Annotated in this window: 19 protein-coding genes; 9 read left to right on the top strand and 10 right to left on the bottom strand. The window is 59.0% G+C overall.

The features are described 5' to 3' along the window. The first annotated feature begins 126 nt into the window (after positions 1–126). Positions 127–1,632, top strand: coding sequence for a purine-cytosine permease family protein (locus tag DM872_RS09700; protein WP_179059285.1), 1,506 nt, complete (start codon positions 127–129; stop codon positions 1,630–1,632). 19 nt (positions 1,633–1,651) lie between these two features. Then, positions 1,652–2,497 carry a nitrilase family protein gene (locus tag DM872_RS09695; RefSeq protein ID WP_179059284.1) on the top strand — a complete coding sequence of 282 codons (846 nt, stop codon included), beginning with the start codon at positions 1,652–1,654 and terminating at the stop codon, positions 2,495–2,497. A 67-nt stretch (positions 2,498–2,564) separates the two neighbouring features. Here the strand turns inward: DM872_RS09695 and DM872_RS09690 are convergent, their stop codons facing one another. Beyond that, positions 2,565–2,876, bottom strand: coding sequence for a hypothetical protein (locus DM872_RS09690; RefSeq protein WP_179059283.1), 312 nt, complete (start codon positions 2,874–2,876; stop codon positions 2,565–2,567). Between the two features lie 385 nt (positions 2,877–3,261). Here DM872_RS09690 and DM872_RS09685 point away from each other — a divergent pair, with 385 nt between their 5' ends. Then, positions 3,262–3,597, top strand: a complete 336-nt coding sequence (locus tag DM872_RS09685) for a DUF2388 domain-containing protein (RefSeq protein WP_179059282.1) — start codon at positions 3,262–3,264, stop codon at positions 3,595–3,597. A gap of 269 nt (positions 3,598–3,866) precedes the next feature. Beyond that, entirely contained in the window at positions 3,867–4,136 is a 270-nt protein-coding gene (locus DM872_RS09680; protein ID WP_179059281.1) for a hypothetical protein, read from the top strand. A gap of 212 nt (positions 4,137–4,348) precedes the next feature. Here DM872_RS09680 and DM872_RS09675 read toward each other — a convergent pair whose 3' ends face one another. After that, a complete protein-coding gene (locus DM872_RS09675) occupies positions 4,349–5,224 on the bottom strand; it encodes a LysR substrate-binding domain-containing protein (RefSeq protein ID WP_179059280.1) in 876 nt (291 codons plus the stop codon). A gap of 207 nt (positions 5,225–5,431) precedes the next feature. On the opposite strand from DM872_RS09675, the gene DM872_RS09670 reads away from it, so the two are divergent. From DM872_RS09670 to DM872_RS09650, 5 genes are all read left to right on the top strand, one after another. Continuing rightward, positions 5,432–6,859, top strand: a complete 1,428-nt coding sequence (locus tag DM872_RS09670; RefSeq protein WP_218649196.1) for an ABC transporter substrate-binding protein — start codon at positions 5,432–5,434, stop codon at positions 6,857–6,859. Between the two features lie 78 nt (positions 6,860–6,937). Continuing rightward, the gene (locus DM872_RS09665; RefSeq protein WP_179059278.1) at positions 6,938–7,609 is read left to right on the top strand and encodes a dimethylsulfonioproprionate lyase family protein; all 672 of its coding nucleotides are present in this window, start codon (positions 6,938–6,940) and stop codon (positions 7,607–7,609) included. Beyond that, the gene (locus tag DM872_RS09660; protein WP_179059277.1) at positions 7,606–8,559 is read left to right on the top strand and encodes an ABC transporter permease; all 954 of its coding nucleotides are present in this window, start codon (positions 7,606–7,608) and stop codon (positions 8,557–8,559) included. Before DM872_RS09665 ends, DM872_RS09660 begins: the two co-directional genes overlap by 4 nt. Beyond that, entirely contained in the window at positions 8,556–9,449 is an 894-nt protein-coding gene (locus DM872_RS09655; protein ID WP_218649194.1) for an ABC transporter permease, read from the top strand. The genes DM872_RS09660 and DM872_RS09655 overlap by 4 nt, the downstream gene beginning before the upstream one ends. Positions 9,450–9,472: 23 nt before the next feature. Then, on the top strand, positions 9,473–11,479 hold the full coding sequence (locus DM872_RS09650) for a dipeptide ABC transporter ATP-binding protein (RefSeq protein WP_179059276.1): 2,007 nt from the start codon (positions 9,473–9,475) through the stop codon (positions 11,477–11,479). Positions 11,480–12,926: 1,447 nt separating this feature from the next. On the opposite strand, the gene DM872_RS09645 is transcribed toward DM872_RS09650, so the two are convergent. The 8 genes from DM872_RS09645 to DM872_RS09610 all read right to left on the bottom strand — a co-directional run. Then, the gene (locus DM872_RS09645) at positions 12,927–13,358 is read right to left on the bottom strand and encodes a tetratricopeptide repeat protein (RefSeq protein ID WP_179059275.1); all 432 of its coding nucleotides are present in this window, start codon (positions 13,356–13,358) and stop codon (positions 12,927–12,929) included. 1 nt (position 13,359) lies between these two features. Continuing rightward, positions 13,360–13,791, bottom strand: coding sequence for a hypothetical protein (locus DM872_RS09640; protein WP_179059274.1), 432 nt, complete (start codon positions 13,789–13,791; stop codon positions 13,360–13,362). Positions 13,792–14,002: 211 nt separating this feature from the next. Continuing rightward, entirely contained in the window at positions 14,003–14,485 is a 483-nt protein-coding gene (locus DM872_RS09635; protein WP_179059273.1) for a hypothetical protein, read from the bottom strand. Between the two features lie 628 nt (positions 14,486–15,113). Continuing rightward, positions 15,114–15,563, bottom strand: a complete 450-nt coding sequence (locus DM872_RS09630; protein WP_179059272.1) for a hypothetical protein — start codon at positions 15,561–15,563, stop codon at positions 15,114–15,116. Between the two features lie 14 nt (positions 15,564–15,577). Then, complete coding sequence (locus DM872_RS09625; protein ID WP_179059269.1) at positions 15,578–17,083, bottom strand: hypothetical protein; 1,506 nt, start codon at positions 17,081–17,083, stop codon at positions 15,578–15,580. A 3-nt stretch (positions 17,084–17,086) separates the two neighbouring features. After that, positions 17,087–17,443, bottom strand: coding sequence for a DUF4150 domain-containing protein (locus tag DM872_RS09620; RefSeq protein ID WP_179059271.1), 357 nt, complete (start codon positions 17,441–17,443; stop codon positions 17,087–17,089). Position 17,444: 1 nt separating this feature from the next. Next, positions 17,445–18,800 (bottom strand): DUF2169 family type VI secretion system accessory protein, encoded by a 1,356-nt coding sequence (locus DM872_RS09615; protein WP_179059270.1) that lies wholly within the window; start codon positions 18,798–18,800, stop codon positions 17,445–17,447. A 16-nt stretch (positions 18,801–18,816) separates the two neighbouring features. Continuing rightward, positions 18,817–19,530 (bottom strand): bacteriophage T4 gp5 trimerisation domain-containing protein (locus tag DM872_RS09610; protein ID WP_444860447.1); only part of this gene is annotated, 714 nt, incomplete at its 5' end.

Below are 19,530 nucleotides of genomic sequence, written 5' to 3'. Positions count from 1 at the left end.
GGGTTCGGGCAACGCCATCTCACCCAACATAGATGAACCCGATGTATGGCTGGCGCCTTGCGTGGCCCGCCGACCGCATCATCACAAGAACAACAGTTCGCTCGACCAGGAGCGAAGGAGCATCCCATGTCAGGGTCCACCCAGCCCGTTCACGCGGCTGACGCCAGCGGCGGATTGGCCATCGAAGGTCACTCGATCGACTACATTCCCGAGTCCGAGCGCCACGCCCGGCTCAGCAGCCAGGGGCCATTCTGGTTCCTTGGTAACTTCCATTTCTTCACCATCTCCATCGGTTTCGTCGGGCCGAGCCTTGGGCTGTCCGCCCTGTGGACGACCCTGGCCGGTGCGCTGGGCATCATGTTCGGCACCTTGTTCATGGCCTTCCATGGTTCTCAGGGGCCGGAGATGGGTCTGCCGCAGATGATCCAGTCCCGCGCGCAGTTCGGTTATCGCGGGGTGGTGTTGGCGTTGATGGCGACCCTGTTCGTGTTCGTCGGCTTCAACGTGGTGAACGTCTCGCTGATCATCGGTGGCCTGAAGAACGTCTTCGGGCTGGAGCCGCTTCCCGTGGCTTGCGCGGTGATCGCTACCGGAGCGCTGCTGTCGATCTACGGCCATGACCTGATGCACAAGGCCTTCAAATGGGCGTTGATGCTGACCCTGCCGCTCTACGCGCTGGTGACCGTCGCGCTCATGTTCGGTGCCGGGCAGACTGAGGTCGCCGAGCCGGCCAGCCTGGGCTTCAGCTGGGTGGCGTTCGTGACCCAGTTCGCCATCGCCGCCAGCTACAACATCTCCTACGCGCCCTATGTATCCGACTATTCGCGCTACCTGCCGAAGAACACCAGCCGGACGAAGTTGATCGCGGCGGTGTTCCTCGGTGCGTCGCTTTCCGGTGCCTGGATGATCGGCCTCGGCGCCTGGCTGGCGCAGCTGCTGCAGGTGTCCGATGCGCTGGTGGCGCTCGACCGCGTGGGCACCGCCGTGCTGCCAGGGCTGGGTCATGTACTGGTGCTGGTTTCGGTGGTCGGCTTCCTGCCAGTGATCGCGCTCAATACCTATAGCGCCATGCTCACCCTGCTGACTGGCATCGATTCGGTTCGCCGTATCAACCCCACGCCGCGTGCGCGGGTGCTGTCGATCCTCGTCATCACCCTGGTGCTGCTCGCCTGCGTGATGTCGATCCGTGGCAACGGCATTTCCATCCTCAACACCTTCCTGGTGCTGATGCTGTACTTCCTCGTGCCCTGGACCGCGGTGAACCTGGTGGACTACTTCTGCGTGCGCAAAGGCCGCTATGCGATCCCGCATTTCTTCACGCCGAAGGGCATCTACGGGGCGTGGCAACTGCGCGGCATCGTCGCCTATGTGGTGGGCTTCGTCTGCATGATCCCGTTCTTCTTCATCTTCGATGCCGCGGCTGGACAGGAAGTCTTCGTCGGACCCATGGCGCGTCTGCTGGACGGTGTCGATATCGCCTGGCTGGTGGGCCTGGTGGTATCCGGCCTGACCTACTTCGTCCTCAGTCGCTCGCTCGACCTGGAAAGCGAACGCCGCATCATCGACGCCATTAGCGAACGCGACATCCTCGAAATGACCCGGGCCGGCGCAAGCCAGGAACCGCGAACCTGACAACAGGGAGTACTGCCCAGTGAACGCATCCCGAAACCTCAAGGTCGCCTGTTGCCAGCTGGCGCCGATGATCGGTGACCTCGCCCACAACCGCCGCATTGCCGAGCGGGCCATCCGCGCAGCTGCGCTGCAGGGGGCACGGGTCGTGGTGCTGCCGGAGCTGGTGCAGAGTGGCTATGTCTTCCATGACCTGGCCGAGGCGCAGGCTTCTGCTGAAGCCGTGGATGGCCCGACGTTGCAGCTTTGGAAGGCGCTGGCTCGGGAGCTGGAAATCGTCATCGTCGGCGGCTTCTGCGAGCGGCTGGATGACCAGCGCGTTGCCAACAGTGCGGCGCTGGTCGACGCCACGGGGCTACGCACCCTGTACCGCAAGGCGCACCTGTGGGATGCCGAGAACGCCATCTTCACCCCCGGCAACGAACCCCCGCCGGTGGTGGAGACCGCCTTCGGGCGGATCGGCGTGATGATCTGCTACGACCTGGAGTTCCCCGAGTGGGTGCGCCTGCCGGCATTGGCCGGCGCGGACCTGCTGTGCGCGCCGGTCAACTGGCCGGACGGTCCGCGCCCACCCATCGAGCGCCCCGCCGAGGTGGTGCGTGTGCAAGCGAACGCGGCGGTCAATCGCCTGTTCATCGCCGCCTGTGATCGTCACGGCAGCGAGCGTGGGGTGAACTGGGTGCAGGGCTCGGTGATTGTCGATCCGGACGGCTACCCATTGGCGGGACCGGCGGAGGAGGGCGGGGAGCAGATCCTCATCGCTACCCTGAATCTGGACGAAGCGCGCAACAAGCGCATCAGCCAGCACAATCACCTCCATGAGGATCGTCGACCTGAGTTGTACGGCGCGGGCGGATTGCTGGAGTGATGGGGGCAATAGTTAGCGGCCCCAGACAGAAAAAAGCCCGCGAAAGCGGGCTTTTCTCTTGGAATTGTCAGTTCGCTGCCTCGTTCGTGGACTGCTCCAGGGCGGCGGCCTGTCGCAGAGGCTGCGCTTCCCTGATGCAGAAGAGGACCATATGGAAATCGCTGCCCCATTCCGATTCGCATTGGCTACGAATCGAGCCGCTGTAACCGGCGACGGCTGCGGCTGAGAGGCGTTGCTCTTCTACGCAATAACTGCGCATGGCATCACCGCTCCACTTCTCCAGGCAATGTGCCTGGATGGCCGATTCGTCGGCCTGGGCGCCAGTCAGGACGCCGATAGCTATGGCTGCGGCGGCGATCAGACGTGTTCTGTGCGACATAGGTACGCTCTCTTCCTTCGAAATGTCGGCCCTCCGTGGCCTGCGAATTACACGATGCAGTGAGATGAAATCCGTGGTTGTGAACAACCGGAGCCCTGACTGCAACTCCCCGTGTGCACAGTGGTGGTGCAGTCTAGTACAGCTCCGCTTGCTTCCCAGATCACCTCGTAGTGGCCCGACGTCCGGTATACGGCAGCGGCGGGAGTAGCGCGCATCTTTCCATGCGAAGACTTCAACTCCCCTAACCTGGATCAATGGTTTTTCATGGGGGGCCGGTGACCGGACAGGCGGCGGCACTCTTTAAAGTGGCGACTTCTGCAGTGCAGTCAGGAACTCGTTTCATCAACCGCAATCTGAGGGGAACGCACACACCCAAGGAGTCACCATGCGTTTCCGCAACACCGCTGCCGTCCTCGCACTGATCGCTGTTCCATTTGCGTCCGCCGTGGCCAAACACGACCACGACGATCACGACGACCTGCTGCGTAATCTGATCTCCACCGGCGCTACCACCGCCTCCAGCTACATCACCAGTGGCGGCGACGATAAGCTCGTAGGCCCGGTGCAGGACGATGCCAGCAGCTTCATCGCCAGCGATGGCGAAATTCGCGGCCCCTATCTCGAGGCCGAGCTGCAACGGATTCGCAGTGCCAACCCGAGCCTGAGCGCGCGCAGTGACCTGGAACTGGCGAGTGCCATCCTGGCGGGTGAATCGCAATAGTCGAGTGGTAGCACTTCGTCGAAACGACGTGGAGGGACAGGGAGGTCCTGCCTCATTTCGTTGCACTCTGAATGAGCCGTTTGGCGGCGTATTCCTTGGAGCGCAGGAGGTCCCGGGCGCGGCCTAGACGGCCTTGCGCAGTGGCGTGCTCAAGGGGCTTTACGCTTCCCGCCGAACGGTCGATCACAAGCCCCCTTGGCTGCCTTTCCATGAGCTATACCCCATCCACATCTTCTGTTCAGATCGTGTGTAGGACCCTGGGGAGAGCAATGAGAGCCAAGCTGGAACAACGATTGCAAAAGCGGCTGGAGGCGTCGCTGCCCGGCCATGTCATCAATTGCGAGATTGGCGCCGATGGCATTTTGGCGCTGACAGTACATTGGCCTGCCTCCGGCGAAAGCATGGCCATTACTGGGATCACAATGCAGTCTTTGATAGGGCGGGAAGTCCTGGAGAATACGGTCGAACAGATCCTGATCGAGATCAGTGCTGCCCGTGGGGAGTTCCCCCTCCTGCTCACCCAGCGGAAAGCGGAATAAAAACGCGTTCAAGGAAGTAAATGGCGCGAGCCCTCCTTCAAGGGCAGCCCCGCCTTGCCCCGCCAGTGCAGCACCTACAACTCCCCTCCCAGCCCCTGCCGCCCCCTGCGGAGCGGATCGGAAACCGCGTCGAGCCAGCAGGATACAGCCGGTGTGTCTACCGTTTCGCCGGTGAGCCAGGACGTCCAGGTTTTCCGGATGTGAATCATTACCTACTGCGACAGCACCCAGCTGCGAAATTTGCTAATCGGTCGTTCATGACCGCGACTTTGCTGATGCGCGAGGTACCACGCGCCGGGTTGCATCACGTCCACATGGACGGGGATGGCCAGCCTGCCATCGCGCAAGTCGGCTTCGACCAGGAATTCCGGCACCACTGCCACGCCTTGCCCGTTGATGGCAGCCTCTATTGCCAGTAGGTAGCTGTCGAAATGAGGCGCGCTTTTCTGCACGAGGCCGGGGAGCCCGATGCTCTCTGTCCAGATCGACGCATCCTCGCTGCACCCCGATATCGCCAGGAATGGAAAGTGTCGTAGCTCCTCGGGTGATGTAATCGCCTTGGCTATCTCTTTCGAGCAGACCGCCACCAGCCGTTCCCGGCGCAGGAGCGTGTAGGTCACATTCGGTCGGTCCGGCGTTCGCGTGTAGATGATCGCCACGTCGGCTCGCGCCGGGTTGAAATCCCAATCCAGCAGGCTGGCATCAAGGCTGACCGCAATGTCGGGCGAGGTTTCCTTGAACGCCTGGAGCCTGGGAATCAGCCACCGAACGGCAACGGTGACGTAGACCTGCACGGTCAACGAAGACAGCGTCTCCCGCTCTCGTATCAGGTCGGTCGTCAGTGCGACGCGATCCAGTGCGTCCTGGATGACCGGAAAATAAAGCTCACCCTTTTCACTCAGCTCGACCCGGCCAGGCAAGCGGCGAAAGAGCGGCGTGCCGAGGTAACGCTCCAGCGAAGCGATCTGATGGCTGATCGCCGACTGAGTGAGGCTCAGCTCCTCGGCTGCGCCCTTGAAGCTTCGCAAACGCGCGGCTGATTCGAAGACCTTGAGCGTCGACAGGGGGGGAAGGTTTCTTGTGGCCATGCTTGCTCGTGACGTTAAAAAAATTCACACGCGGGTTAATTTTGCTCGTTTGCCCCGGGTGCAAGGGATTTTCATACTCGACCCATAAAAACAAACCAGGGGTCAAAAATGAAACCTCGCATACTTGCAACCTCAGCTCTCGTTCTTGCGTTCGGAACCAGTTTTTTGTCGGCGCCTTCTCTCTCTGCGGCAGAGAGGTGCGTACGTGTGCTCGGATACGAGTCAGACGGCGAAAAGCAAACCATGGACCCGGCAGCGCTGATCGGCACCGACAGTGTCTACCACATCCGCGCGGTCTATGAACCTCTGGTCGACCGCAGCAATACGATGATGCCCCTTCCGGCCCTGGCCGAATCGTGGGAGTCCAACGCCGACGCAACGGAATGGACTTTCCACTTGCGGCAGGGCGTGAAGTTTCACGACGGGTCCGCTTTCGATGCAGCGGATGTCGTCTACTCCTACCGTCGCCTGCTCGACCCGGCGGTTTCTCCCGGCGGGTTCTCGACACTCTCCTTCCTCGACTCGGCTGGCATTACCGCCGTCGACGACCACACGGTGCGCTTCAAGGTGAAGTCGCCGGTTGTCGAGCTCCCCATGTTGATCGCGACCAAATATGCGCTGATGGTTCCCGAGGGGGCGAAGGGTGCAGAACTGCGGACCAAGGGCGTGGGTACCGGTCCGTTCATGCAGGAAACCTTTGCGATCAACGGTCCGAAACGCGTCTTGCGGCGTAACCCCGACTACTGGCGCAGCGGCCTGCCGAAGGCCGACTGCATCGAGATCACGACCAGCCTCGAAGCGACTTCCCGGCTTTCGGCGCTGTTGTCGGGCTCCATCGACCTTTCTCTGGTGGTCGACCCGGCCAGCCTGATTACCTTGAAAGGCAATCCGGCGGTCGATCTCGTTTCCACGCCGGGGGCGACCTCGCTTTACCTCGCGGTCTGGACGGACACGCCGCCGTTCGATGATGTGCGGGTACGCGAGGCGATGAAGCTGGTGATGGATCGCCAGGCCATTCTCGATACCGTACTCCTGGGATATGGCGAGGTTGGTCGCGATACGCCGATTCCGCCCAGCTCGCCGCTTAGCGTGCCGACACCGCCAAAAGCGGTCGACATAGAGCGGGCCAAAGCCCTGCTCGCGGAGGCTGGCCATCCTGACGGCATCGCCTTCGATCTTTATACCTCCGACTCCTATCCGGGCATGCTGCTATTGGCGCAGGTCTACGCCCAGATGGCGGAACCAGCGGGGATCAAGGTGAATGTCATCACCTCGCCGGCGGAAGGTTATTGGGACACGATCTGGCTCAAGAAATCGGCCGTGATCTCGTATACCAGCGCCCGCCCGGCAGCAGAGGCGCTGACGCTTTCGCTCAACAGCGCGTCGGAGTGGAACGAGACGCACTGGAAACGGCCGGACTTCGATGCCCTGGTCGTCAAGGCAGGGCAGACCGCCGACGAGCAGGAACGCAATGCGCTCTACCGCGATGCCCAGAGCATCGTCGCGCAGGAGGGCGGGATGATCCTGCCGGTCTTCACCTCGGTCGTGGCCGGGCTGAGAAAGGGCTGTACCGGCTACCAGCCGAATGTCGATGTGAACCGCATCGACTACGCGCAAATCGACTGCGACCAGTAGTCGCCGATCACCCGCTCCACTCTCCCTAATCGAACCCAATCCGCGGAGCCGTATGGCTCCGGGGAGGAGGCTGTGCGAATGACGCTCACCCATCTTTCCAGATTTCTCCAATGCTTCGCCGACGTCCTGGACCGCGATGAGAATCCAGTGGCCAAGGCACATGCGAAACGCCTGCGCACCCTGCGCAAGGACCTTTCGGCGATCCAGCAGGTGCCCGAAGGGCGGGTACCGGTGCAGGCGAGCTGCGAAGCCGAGTTGCACGCCTATGCCGCGCAATGCCCCCTGGCCAGGTCGCTCTCGGAGCTGATGCCGGCGATCCACCTCACCCGCAGCAAGTCGTACCTGGCCAATCCGCCTAGCGCAGATTTCGGAAACAACTACGGCTATGGCGTCATCTGCGGGCCCGACAGCGGACCACCGGCATTGATGAAGGATTCCGACATCTCCTTCGGGCTCATGCTGCTCGGCCCCGACACGCACTATCCGCTGCATAGCCATCCGGCTGACGAGGTCTATTACACAGTCACCGGGCCGTCGTCCTGGCGGGTAGGGAAGGGCCCTTGGTCACCTCGCGCGGATGGCGAAATCATCCACCATCCGTCGTGGATTCCCCATGCCACACTTTCAGGAGACAGACCTCTGGTGCTCTTGTACGTCTGGCAAGGCGACCTCGAAACCGACGCCGCGTTCGTTCCCGATCCCATGGCGTCTGACCTCTCCTCGGCAACCTCGGGACCCAACTCGAAATGATGATTCTCCGGCTTGTCGTCAGTAGAGTCGCGTTGTCGGCCGTCACGCTGCTGCTCGTCTCACTACTGATTTTCCTGATTCTCGAAGCCCTGCCCGGCGACGTGGCGACCCGCATCCTCGGACGTGACGCCACGGCGAAGGCGCTGGAAGTTCTGCGGGATCAGTTGCACCTGGGCGAACCCGCCTTCAGCCGGTATCTGCACTGGCTCGGTGACCTGCTGCATGGCGACCTCGGGGTGTCACTCGCGACCGGACGGCCCATTGCGGACGTGCTCGGCCCGCGCATCATCAACACGTTGCAGTTGTCGTTGCTGGCATTCGCCCTGTACCTGGTCCTGGCAATCGTGCCTGCGGTCATTCAGGCCACGCGTCGGGGCAGCCTGCTCGACAATGCCATTTCGGTCGTGACGCTGCTCCTGCTGTCGCTACCGGACTTTCTGCTGGCGACGATTCTGCTGTTCGTCTTCGCGGTGGCTATTCCGGTGTTGCCTGCGCTGGCGACGGTTTCCGACGCGGGCAGCTGGCTGGACAACCTCCGCGCCATGATCCTGCCGGCGGTAACGCTCGCCATCATCATGGCGGTGTATGCCATCCGCATCCTGCGCGACAGCCTCATCGAGGTGCTTCGCTCGGACTACGTGCGCCTCGCCGAGCTGAAAGGGCTGCGTCCCCTCGCCGTGCTCTGGCGGCATGCCATGCCGAACGCGATCGTCCCCGCGCTGAACGTCACGGCGCTCAACCTCGGTTTCCTGATTGGCGGTGTGGTGATTGTCGAACGGGTTTTTTCCTACCCCGGATTCGGCACATTGCTGATCGATGCCCTGCAGCTGCGTGACCTTCCGTTGATCAAGGCCACCGTGATGATCAGTGCGGCCGTGTACATCGCCGCCAATCTCCTGGCCGACATCTGCGCCATCCTCCTTCAACCGCGCCTGAGGACTGATCGATGAACCTCACCAAAGCCATGCCTGGGCTGCACATGGGCACAATTTCCAGCTGCGTCGGAAAATGGCGGGCGATGCCGGGCGCGTTCAAGGTGGGGTCGATCATCCTCGCCGCCCATGTTCTGTTCGCCCTCATCGGTATGGTCTGGACTCCCTATGGCTACGCGCAGATGGCCACCGGCATCCCGCTTTCCGGCATGTCGTGGCTGCACCCCATGGGCGTCGACCAGATCGGCCGCGATGTCCTCAGCCGCTTCATGTATGGCGCGCACATTGTGCTGACGCTGTCGTTGGCGGGCACCCTCCTGGGCATGATCGCCGGCGCGGCGCTCGGGCTCGTGTCCGGTTATGTGGGCGGCTGGTTCGACGAGATCGTGCAGCGCCTGGTGGAAGCCACCATCAGCGTTCCATTCCTGGCATTGGCGTTGGTGACGATCATCGCGGCGGGGCCTGCCCTGGCCGGTGAACCTGTCCTGATCGTGCTGGTGGTCGGGCTGGTCTACACGCCGCGAATCGCCCGGATCGCACGGGCGGCGGCCATGGACGTTGCCACACGCGAATTTGTCGCGGTTGCCCAGCTGCGGGGCGAAGGCACCTGGTCCATCGTCCTCCGGGAAATTCTCCCCAACACGGCCAACGTACTGCTGGTGGAGTTCTCGCTGCGCGTCAGTTACGCCCCCATCCTCATCGGCGCACTCGGCTTCCTGGGCTTCGGCATCCGCCCGCCGACACCTGAATGGGGCCTGATGATCAGCGAGAACCGAGGCTTGCTCATCGCCTCGCCGGTCACCGTGTTCGGGCCTGGTCTGGGCTTCGCTTCCCTCGTCGTTGGTCTCAATCTCTTTACCGATGGGTTATCGAGAATGCTGGGCCAGCGGTCCGTCGTCGGTTCGTGAGTAACGATTGAGGTATTAGAACAATGACAACGCTTATCGAGATTCGGAACCTTGGCATCGCCTATGGCGGACAAACCGGATGGACCGATGTGGTTGAAGAGGTTTCGTTCGAGATCGCCCGGGGAGAGACTTTCGGTCTCGTCGGAGAGTCGGGCTGCGGCAAGTCCACCGTTGCCTATCGTCTGCTCGGATATGGTTCCCCGAACAGTCGCGTGCAGACCGGCCAGGTTCTATTCGAGGGCCAGGATCTGCTTACGCTCGACGCCAAGGCACTTGCAGGCATGCGCGGCAACCGCATCGCGCTGATACCGCAAAATCCGACCACTGCCCTGAGCCCCGGTATGCGGGTAGGGCAGCAGATTCGCGAGATGATCCTCACCCACCGCGCGCTGCCCAACGGGATATCGATGGTTGACCGCATCAGGGAGCTGTTCGCCCTGGTCGGGCTGCCCGATGTCAGCCGGCGCTATCCCCATGAACTGTCAGGGGGACAGCAGCAACGCGTCACCATTGCCATGGCGGTTGCCTGCAACCCGGACCTGCTGGTGCTCGACGAACCGACCACGGGCCTCGATGTCACCACCCAGCGTCAGATCATCCAGTTGCTGTCGGATCTGAGAAGCCGCATTGGCATGGCGATGCTGTATGTCACCCACGACCTTGCCTTGCTTGCACAGATCGCGGACCGCGTAGGTGTCATGTATGCCGGCAAGCTTGTGGAAGTCGCGCGTTGCGGCACCTTGCTGTCGCATCCCGCTCACCCTTACTCCAGCGGACTGATCGCCTCGATCCCGTCGACGCTGCCCGGCCATAACGGTGCTCGCGGTCTACGCGGGGTCCTGCGGCGCGATCAGATTTCATCGGGTTGCAAGTTCGAACCGCGCTGCGACCACGCAACGGCGACCTGTCGCTCAATTCCGCAGTCCCTGGTGGCCGTTGGTGATGCGCAATCCGTGGCCTGCATGCACTGGTCCGACGTTGCGGTCAAACAGCTTCCGATCTCGTCGAATGTGGTGGCCATCCGCTCGAAACAGGAATCGGAAGCCTTGTTGTCGTTGGACAAACTTTCGCTTTCCTACTCGCGAACGGGCTGGCTCGCCGGGATGTTTGGCAACGTGCCAGTTCCCATCGTGCGCGATATCGACCTTGAACTGCGAGCCGGTGAGGTCGTGGCGCTGGTTGGGGAATCGGGAAGCGGAAAATCTACGATTGCCCGCGCCATCAGCGGTCGGCTCGCCCCCGCGTCGGGCACCATCAATCTGGATGGCCGTCCGTTGTCACCCACGCTTGCCGGCCGAACGGTCCAGCAATTGCGCGAGATGCAGTACATCTTCCAGAACCCGGATGCCTCGCTGAATCCGCGCCGAAGCGTCCGCGCCATTCTCGAGCGGCCGCTGAAACATTTCGGGATCGAGTTCACCCCTGAGACGCTGGTGGCCGCGCTGGAAAACGTGGGTATGCACGCTGACTATCTGGATCGATTCCCTGAACAGCTGTCCGGCGGGCAGCGCCAGCGGATCGCTATTGCGCGTGCCTTGCTGGTGAATCCCAAGCTGCTGATCTGCGACGAAATCCTCTCGGCGCTCGATGTATCCGTGCAAGCGAAGATCGTCGAGTTGCTCCAGTCGCTGAAGGAACTGCATTCCGTCGCCATGCTGTTCATCTCCCATGACCTCGCGGTCGTGCGGCAACTGGCCGACAGAGTCGCGGTGCTCTATCGCGGCGAGCTGATGCAGATGGTGGACACGGATGCGCTCGGCTCCTCGCCATTGCACCCGTATACGGAAATGCTCCTGCACGCGACCCCGGGCCTGCGCAAGGATCACTACGTCCCACGACCCGCGGCAATGCCCAACTCACAGCCCATTCCGGGCAAAGGTTGTCCGCTGGCGGGCCGCTGTCCTCGACAAGTAGGCACGATCTGCGCGGAGCGCCGCCCAATCCCCCAGATGACGCAGTCTGGCTTCATTCGCTGCCATATCCCCGTGGCGGAGCTCGCACAAGGCGCTCAACTTTCTGTGGGGGAGTGAGTCGTGTAGCGGAAGGAGATAGGAGGGGGACAGATTCTTTCTGTCCTCTATTCCTCGTCTGGGGACCGTACCGAAATCGGCTGTGCCAGAGACGTGCGCATAAGAGGTAACGCGGGTTTTGTTCAGCTTCAGCAGCCCAGAAACGAAAAAAGCCCAGTGAGCGAGCCTTGATCTGAGGAAGTTGGAGCGGGCGAAGGGAATTGAACCTGTTTCAAGCGTTGCTCGTTGCTGATCTTTAGAGGGTCAATTAGGGGCTTTCTAATCTTCCTATCTGGTAAGTGTCGACCATTGATGGTCTGTGATTTCGACACTTTTTCGACGCCGCCAAAGTGTCGGGGTCTGATGCCTATGGCGGTTGTTTGGCTCATTAGCGTTACAACGAATGAAGTACCGGCGTACCTCTTCGGCGCCATGTTTACCGGGTGGTCTGACTAGGCTGCTAAATGGTAAACAGTCGCGGCTAGTTCCCGTTCAAGCTGCAAGTGCTCAATCCGACGAGCGTTGGCTAGCACGGATGTAGTCCTTAGCAGCGCCAGGGCCGTGCTGGTCTCTTTTGCTAAACAAGTGGGCTGCAATTGAAACGCAAGCTGAGGAGGCATATGTATGCTTGCTGATATGGCTAGGTTGTTTGTGGAAGCTACTTCAATGCCCTTAGTGTGTCAGTGAAAATGCTATATAGGCCGGCTGGTGTAATTGATGTGGCGTCCAGCGAAGTTGACTTGCTCAGGGATAGCTTTGGTTATTTTTTGGGTAATTCGGCGCTGGCCTTTGTTTTGCTGAGTTTGGTTGATAACTCAGAGATAAAACGAGGTGTTCAAAGTGTTGGTAGTTCACCGTTTTCGGTAGAAATATTTACACTAATTTTCTATTTTTCTGCAATGTTCAGTGCATTGGTTTCTCATTTTTAATTTTCTCTTCGCTCTCCAAAAAAAGTTAGGCCTCACTACATTTGTGCAGCGGTTTCTCTGGTGTATGGATTGGTGATGGGGACTGTAGCTGTCTATGCGGCGATTACTACGATATTTGGTTTCGAGTTTTGGCCTGAGCTGGTCTTGCTTCCGATATGTGTTCTTCCCAATATTTTGATTCCAGTGATGGCTGGTAAAATATATTCAATTGGCTTTTTTATGAGTTTTCTTGCGTGGTGGGGGTGCTTTAAGTCTTATTGGTGTCGTGGTAAAGAGTTCGGTTAGGTAATAAGGAGAGCGGAAGAATTAATTTATATACAAGTTTTCCTTGTGCGTATGGAGAATGGCGAGCAAGGTGTATTTAGAGTAACTAAAATAAATCCGTCCCCTTTTTAAGTATGGTCTGAAGTAGTAATGAATTTCTGGCTGCGTCAGCACTTTCAATTTTGAGCGCCGCCAATTGATCCATAACACTCAAATCAATGTGTCGACTCGAATTGGCTACGGCAGAAGGTGCGGAGGGACTAGGCGGCGCATGCTCAATCGATGAGCTTTCTGTCTTGGAGAGTCTTCAGGAAGGTCACGCCGTCGTCTTCCGCCATGAAGATGTCCTCGCCATCCAGCATATAGGCCTTCAGTAAGGACTCAACTCCGAGGGTTTCATTTCCTAATATCAGCTGGCACTGTCCAAGACGGAAATGCACGAACGGATTCTCAACTCCGCCGGGCGCATTCAGTGCATCCAAAAAGCTGTTGCATGCAAGCTCGTAGTTCATCTTCTGATACTGGGCGTCACCAATGGAAGCAGACAGCCACATGTAGGCCTCCCAGGCCACCTTGGGCTCAAGTAGTAGGTCAAGCGCCTGCGTCCATTGCTCAATGGCGGCATCAAAGTGCTCGTCGTCCATCAGGTCGTTGCCTTTCGTGGAAAGGGCGTCAACCTCGTCGTATATTTTTGGTGGAAGCTCCACTCTATTTCTCCTTCAATCTTGCTTTCAAGAATTCCAGATATTTCTTTTCTTCACCTTGGAAAGGGCGTTTTCCGAAGCTGTCGTACAGACTCTTGAATAGCGCATATGCGAGCTCGAATTCCTCCGCATCGAAATGCACTGTTCCGGCAAGGAGCTGCACGGATGGGTCGGATGCTGCGCCATACATGTCTGCCATTACCGGAATCCATGACTTTGCTTTTTCGTAATTTTTGACATCTCTATAGAAGATGACTAGGCCTCGAGACAGAGACTGGGCGTAATCGTATTCTTTCTTTGGCTCAGGGATGATAGACCACGCTAGTAGGAGTTGTTCTTCAGCTAACGCTATTTTTCCAGACTGCCAGTAGGCTCGCCCTTCTTTGGAATGTTCTTTCAGTGAGCTGAGTTGCTGTTCTGTAAGTGGCTTTTTCATGTTTTATTGCTTCAACGGTGGGAGATAGGTTTCGCCCAGCTTTGCACCGGTTGAATGGGCGGGTCGGGGAGTTCTCGCCTAGGGCGGGTGACGGTGATGCGCAGGCGGCCTTTTGCCTCCAGGCAGCTTACCCCAGGCGGTAGTACGGACTTGGAGTTCCAATTCGACTAGCCGCGCCTAGCCTCTCAAATTTCACCAGCACACTCCTAAACTATTCTCCTTTAGCAGCATTCTCTCGCGCCAACTCTTCACTTAGGTCCAATATTTGAGGGGAAATGTGGTTTTCTATTGCCTTGCGTATTACACCTGCATTCCGACGAAGAGAATAGGCTCGCATTACCCTTATTGGGGCGAACTCAAGTCCTTGCACCTTCGAATGCCCTGTAATGACTGGGATATTGAAATTTATATTCTTCTCGTCTTCGAGCGGAAGGACCCACTTTCCTCCATGATTAATGCGTACGTACTCTCCTAGATATCGGCCAAATACTACGAGCAAGCGCGAAACGTCGTCCTCGCTCATGTTTTCCGACATTAGATCAAAAAGCCTCTCGATTTCTTCGGGTATATCCGAAGATTTGTCTAGCAGAACCCCTCTCTTCGAAGCCTCGCCTTCCAACCACTCAAGTTGGTCGTCCATGGCCATCAGGAATTCATCAAAGTCTTCTCTCGCTTCGGCCTTGTCAATTTTCATTGCCACCTTCTCAATGCGGTATCTGTGGGCCAATGTTGTAGTCAATGCTCGCATTTGTCAGGACATTCAAGTATGTCCGAGCGCTCCCCTTCTCCAATATTCTCCCCACGTTCCAGCCTTCTTTCACCATCTGCGAATCGTTCTGAATTGCAAGTTAATTATACTTTTTTTCAGGCATATCTTCCGGACTTAAATTCAGTCGATCAGATCATCTCTGTGCCCGGCGCGAAGTATACGAACCGACTCGATGAAGTTGTCCAGGTTGTCGAAGTTCACCCATGTCAAAAATCAGGGAAGAACCAGCGAGCGACTCTGAAAGTCTTGTTGTCGTCCAAGTGATCAGCGTTACAGGCAAGAGGCGCTTCGAAGATGGAGGGGGATCGTCGAAGCTCAGGCCGAAAGGCAACGGGCCTCTCCAAGCCATTGAATTCCCGAGGTGGTCACTGCACATGTTGATGCCAGCGAATGAGGGGCGGCCATCGGGAGCGCGCTTTGTCGAAGTACATCTTGGTCGCCTAGAGCATTCCTTTCCACGGATGATAGATGGGCATGCGTCCACCTGGATTCGCTTCACAGGGCCTCTCCACCAAACGCATGAACTACCTCGCTCCCGCCGGAATCGCATGCGTCAAAGGCTACTTTTCCATTCGTTAAAGCGCTCATCTAATATCGATACGATCACCTTGTAGTTGACTTCGCTGTCGGGGACATCCTCAAACCTCTCACAATCTGGAAAGGTCGCTGCAAAGTCTGCAAGATAGAAGTGCTTCCCACCCGGGCGATAATATTGTTGAGTAAATTTATTTCCTATCTCTGTATAGATAGACGGCAATAATGTTTCCCCCAGCAAATCTCTGATTGCACGCATTTTTCCAGAGAAATCGCTCGAAACCTGTGCTGCCTGCAATACATCCCCTCCATTCATAAGAATATGGCGAGATGCTGACCATATGACAAAATACAGGGCAAGTATTCCATCATTGCCTTCCGCTTCGCTTGGGTCAGGGAAGAAGTCGAATGGCTGAACCTGCAATATTTTTTCACCTTCTATGAGAAAATCTTTAAGAATCTCGTCCATTTTTACTCCTGAATCTAATCTTGATAATAAATGCTAGAAAAAGGGTAGTCGTCTTTAAGGTTGAAACTGCTGATTTGATAGTCCAGTTCTTTTTTAAGGGCGCCAGATGGGTCGATTTCCCTTATTCGATTTTTTATCTTTGAAATCTGACTTTCACTCATTTCGTAGCCTGGGTAGTCGAGCAAACTTAGCGCCGAATCTGGATCCTGCCTTATTAGTGTTGGAAATATCTTGAGATAAGCATCAATATAGTCACTAAAACTTACGCCAGAAAGTACCGTTATACATGCTTGCATGACGGATGAATCGAAAGGAGTCAAGAAGCTTCTCATCAATGCTTCGACTACATCGGAACCTTCGCCCAATGGAGCATCGTAGACTAAGTCATGAAATGCCTTGGCGCTCCCCTTATTTCGAGGTGAATTTAGGATTGTCGCCATCTCAGCAAGCCAAACGCCCTTGTCAGTCATCAGATATACCCCTTTAGCCCAGGCTAACATTTGTGCTATTGCCTCATCGTACTTGTCACCGAATTTTGATCGTACATCAGTTATATCCATCATTAGTGCAGCATAGTATCCGGCCTTTCCTCCCTTCATCAGTTTCTCCTGCTGCTTCCTATATTTGTCCGCTTCAGATGAGCTACCCCAGCTTGCACTTCGCTCATGATCACCCTTATCCATTTGTATAGATGGCTTTGATTCTGAACTTACTGACTTTCCATTTACTTTCGTATAAGCGGCGTCCGCGGGCATATGATGTGATTCTCTGCGTGGCTGATAGGAATACCCACCTTTTTTTATATTTCCGTGCCTGCCCCCCCTGTAATTATTTCCAGGAACACCGTTCTGCAAGGGCTTGCATGGGTCCTTCTTGCGTTTTCCTCGCCCCTTACCACCGGATTTACTCTTGGGGACGGCCGCAAGCTTCTCCCCTTCCTTGGTAGTGTTGGCCGTGCCTTCGGCGGCCGCCTTCGCGCCACGCCGTCCGACTTTCCCTGCCGTGCCCAGCCAGCCCGCGAAGGGAATGGCCGAGGCCAAGGACAGGGCTGCGCCCGCATAGTCGCCGCGGGCCAGGCTAACGCCGGCGTTGGCGAGGTCGGCGAATTCGCCAACCCCGGGTATCAGGCCAACGACATCCAGTCCCGTCTGCAGACCGTCCAGTAGCTTATCGCCCAGAACACCCTCTACGGCCACCGGAGGGTTGGAGCCGCCGGCACCGCCTTTGGCGGCCACGACTTCGCCAACGACCCTCCCCACCGTGTTGCCATTGGGGTTGGTGGCGCCGACGGCGCCCTTGCCGAGTTCGGGCTCGAGGTAGTTCGGCAATTTCACGCCGAATTTTTCGGCGAATTTCGTACGGAAATCTGCGTATTCCGCGTAGCTCAACTCAACCTGGGTGGTGACGCTGTTGTCCTGGTAGTTCTGTACTGTCACTCCGCCGGCTGTGCGGTAGGTGCCAAGGGTTCTGCCATTGCCAACGGGTGTCATGCTTTTGCTGACGATGAGGGTTTTTGCCACGACCTACACCCCATTCATCCAGAACTGATCGCCATGGCGGATCAGGTAGCACCCCTCGGCGAGCACGCTGTTGGTGTGTTCCAGTGGGTGGCATTTGCCTTCCACGGTGCCGCTCTTGATGCCCTTGGCAGCACCGGCCGAGTCCCCGAGGGTCTGGGGCGTATAGCTGCGCTTGTAGATGACCACTGGGTGGCCGTTGGCGCGCACGCTGGTGGCCACGCCGGTGCTGGTCTGAAGTTCGGCAGTAACCGGATAGGGCACGGGCGGAATGCTGCTGCCCATCGGGGTTTTGCACACGTCGGGGGCGATACTGACGACCGTCCATTTGCCCTGCTTGCGCGCCATTACGTTGTCGGCCATGTCAGGCGTGCTCCTCGTCGTGGCGTGGGGCGCGGCGGAGGAGGGGTGCACCCGGGTCGGTCTCGAAGCGGGCTTCGAGCACGCGGATGTCCAAGGCGCCCGGCAGGCTGATGCGGTGGGTCATCGCCAGGGTCATGGCGTCGGTGTCGATGCGCAGGGTGTCGGTGAGCATGGGCAGCGGCAGCATCACGCCGTTGTCCAAGCGCAGGAGCACGAAGGGGCGGTGCCCGGGCAACTGGATGTCGCAGCGCCCGTCAACACTCCACAGCGGATCGACCAGGTTGAACAGCTCGATGCGCGCGTCCGGCGTCGGGTATGCAATCTGCTGGTCGCGCGGGGCGCCGTTCCAGTAGGTGAAGTCGAAGTCCTGCGGTAGACCGGGCCAGTGGTTGTCCTCCCACGCCTGGTCGTAGGTGCCGGCCAGGGCCAGGCGCGGTGCCCAGGCGCGGCCGACAACGCCGAAGCCGGCGGGCGTGCGGCCGTAGCTGGCGGCCACGTCGGCCATGGCTGGGGCATCGAGCGGGCTTGCGGGATGGCGAGCGTGCAGCAGACGCTCGATGGGCTCGCCCAGGTGCTCTATCTGCGGCGCAGGTAGGCGCACGAGCATGTCGCCGGTCTGCTGGTAGTGCAGCTTTTCGTGGCGGTACTCCAACCATCCGCAGCCCAGCGGGTTGCTGAAGCAGACTTCGTTGAGCAGATACTCCGGTGACTCGGGGTCGTCGGCATGGCGCGGATTGGGTATCTGGCTGGCGCCACCGAAGGCATGCTCCCAGCGCAGCGGAACACGGGTGGCGGGTTCCGGCTCGGTGAGGTGCCAGCCGATGAGGCCGTGGCGAAACTTGCGCGGGCCGGTGAAGCGCAGGGTCTTGTCCAGCAGCAGGAGCGGGGTGCGCTGTTCGCTGGTGCGGCGCCGGGCCTCCTGCACCTGTATCTGGTGCTCGCGCAGTTCGTCGGCCGTGAGGCGGATACCTCGCGGTCGCGCCGGCAACGGCGGGTCGGGGAATTCGCGCGTGGGACGGGTGGCCGTGATGCGTAGGCCGCCTTCCCAGCTGCCCGCGGGCCGCCCTGTAGGCGCATGCGCGTGACCGACGACGATGACATCGCAGTAGGGCTTGAACGGCGCCAGGTCGCTTTCTTCGAGCACGGCGCTGGTACCGGGTTCGACGTAGTAGGTATCGGCCATGCACAGCGGCAACGGGGCTTGGTCCATGACCACGGCGCGGCATTGGCCGGGCTGGCTTGCGATCGGCTCCAGGCGGTAACCGACCTTCATGGCGATGACGGGATGTTCCTGGCCGTCCGGAGTCAGTGCGCTATAGCTCAGCGCGCCGAACGGCGTGAGGTTGCGGAATTCCATGGCAGCGCTCCCTGCGCTAGTTGAGATCGATGACCTTGCTCGACAGCTGGATGTGGTCGCTGCCCGAGAAGTCGAACTTCACGCCGTTGATGAGCACGGTGCCGTCGGCCTTCATGACCAGGCTGGACTTGCCGACGGTGACGGAGAACTCCTCGCCTGCGGTGGTGCTGTAGGTCTTGCCGACGAGAATCGACTTGTTGATGCCGACCTGTTCCGACTGGCTCAGGCCCACGGACGTGTTCATCGCAGCGCCGACGCTGGTCTGGTAGGCCGCGCCGATGGTGAGGAACTTGGCCATGCCGATGGATTCGGCCTTGGTCTTGGTGATGGTCTCGGTCTTGTGCCCGCCGATGGTGACGCGGCGGTTGCGGCCGATGGCGACGGTCTCGTTCTTGCCCACGTCTTCCTTGCGGTGCCGGCCGATGGAGATGGTCTCGTCGTTGCCGACGTCCTCCTTGCGGTCGTGGCCGATGGAGACGGTTTCATCGTTCTCCACGCGTTCACTGCGGTCGTGGCCGACCTGGGTGGTCTCGTCGTGGTTGACGACGTTGTTCTGGTCCTTCTGGGCATGGATGAAGATTTCTTCCTGCCCAGCCTCGTCCTCGTAGCGCAATTCGTTGAAGCCGCTGCCCTTGTGGGTCTGGCTCTTGAGAGACATCCGCGTCTTGTGCGCCGGCAGCTCGTACGGCGGTCGCTGGTGGGCGTTGTAGGTCCGGCCGGTAATCACCGG

The organism is Pseudomonas taiwanensis, assembly GCF_013393345.1.
In the GTDB taxonomy this organism is placed as follows: domain Bacteria; phylum Pseudomonadota; class Gammaproteobacteria; order Pseudomonadales; family Pseudomonadaceae; genus Metapseudomonas; species Metapseudomonas resinovorans_C.
Note: the sequence above shows the minus strand (reverse complement) of the source record. Positions and strands in the feature narration are given on the sequence as shown.

Coding starts and splice junctions, on each gene's coding strand:
- DM872_RS09700 (WP_179059285.1), top strand. CDS start 127: ATGTCAGGGTCCACCCAGCCCGTTCACGCGGCTGACGCCAGCGGCGGA.
- DM872_RS09690 (WP_179059283.1), bottom strand. CDS start 2,876: ATGTCGCACAGAACACGTCTGATCGCCGCCGCAGCCATAGCTATCGGC.
- DM872_RS09685 (WP_179059282.1), top strand. CDS start 3,262: ATGCGTTTCCGCAACACCGCTGCCGTCCTCGCACTGATCGCTGTTCCA.
- DM872_RS09680 (WP_179059281.1), top strand. CDS start 3,867: ATGAGAGCCAAGCTGGAACAACGATTGCAAAAGCGGCTGGAGGCGTCG.
- DM872_RS09675 (WP_179059280.1), bottom strand. CDS start 5,224: ATGGCCACAAGAAACCTTCCCCCCCTGTCGACGCTCAAGGTCTTCGAA.
- DM872_RS09665 (WP_179059278.1), top strand. CDS start 6,938: ATGACGCTCACCCATCTTTCCAGATTTCTCCAATGCTTCGCCGACGTC.
- DM872_RS09660 (WP_179059277.1), top strand. CDS start 7,606: ATGATGATTCTCCGGCTTGTCGTCAGTAGAGTCGCGTTGTCGGCCGTC.
- DM872_RS09655 (WP_218649194.1), top strand. CDS start 8,556: ATGAACCTCACCAAAGCCATGCCTGGGCTGCACATGGGCACAATTTCC.
- DM872_RS09650 (WP_179059276.1), top strand. CDS start 9,473: ATGACAACGCTTATCGAGATTCGGAACCTTGGCATCGCCTATGGCGGA.
- DM872_RS09640 (WP_179059274.1), bottom strand. CDS start 13,791: ATGAAAAAGCCACTTACAGAACAGCAACTCAGCTCACTGAAAGAACAT.
- DM872_RS09635 (WP_179059273.1), bottom strand. CDS start 14,485: ATGAAAATTGACAAGGCCGAAGCGAGAGAAGACTTTGATGAATTCCTG.
- DM872_RS09630 (WP_179059272.1), bottom strand. CDS start 15,563: ATGGACGAGATTCTTAAAGATTTTCTCATAGAAGGTGAAAAAATATTG.
- DM872_RS09620 (WP_179059271.1), bottom strand. CDS start 17,443: ATGGCCGACAACGTAATGGCGCGCAAGCAGGGCAAATGGACGGTCGTC.
- DM872_RS09615 (WP_179059270.1), bottom strand. CDS start 18,800: ATGGAATTCCGCAACCTCACGCCGTTCGGCGCGCTGAGCTATAGCGCA.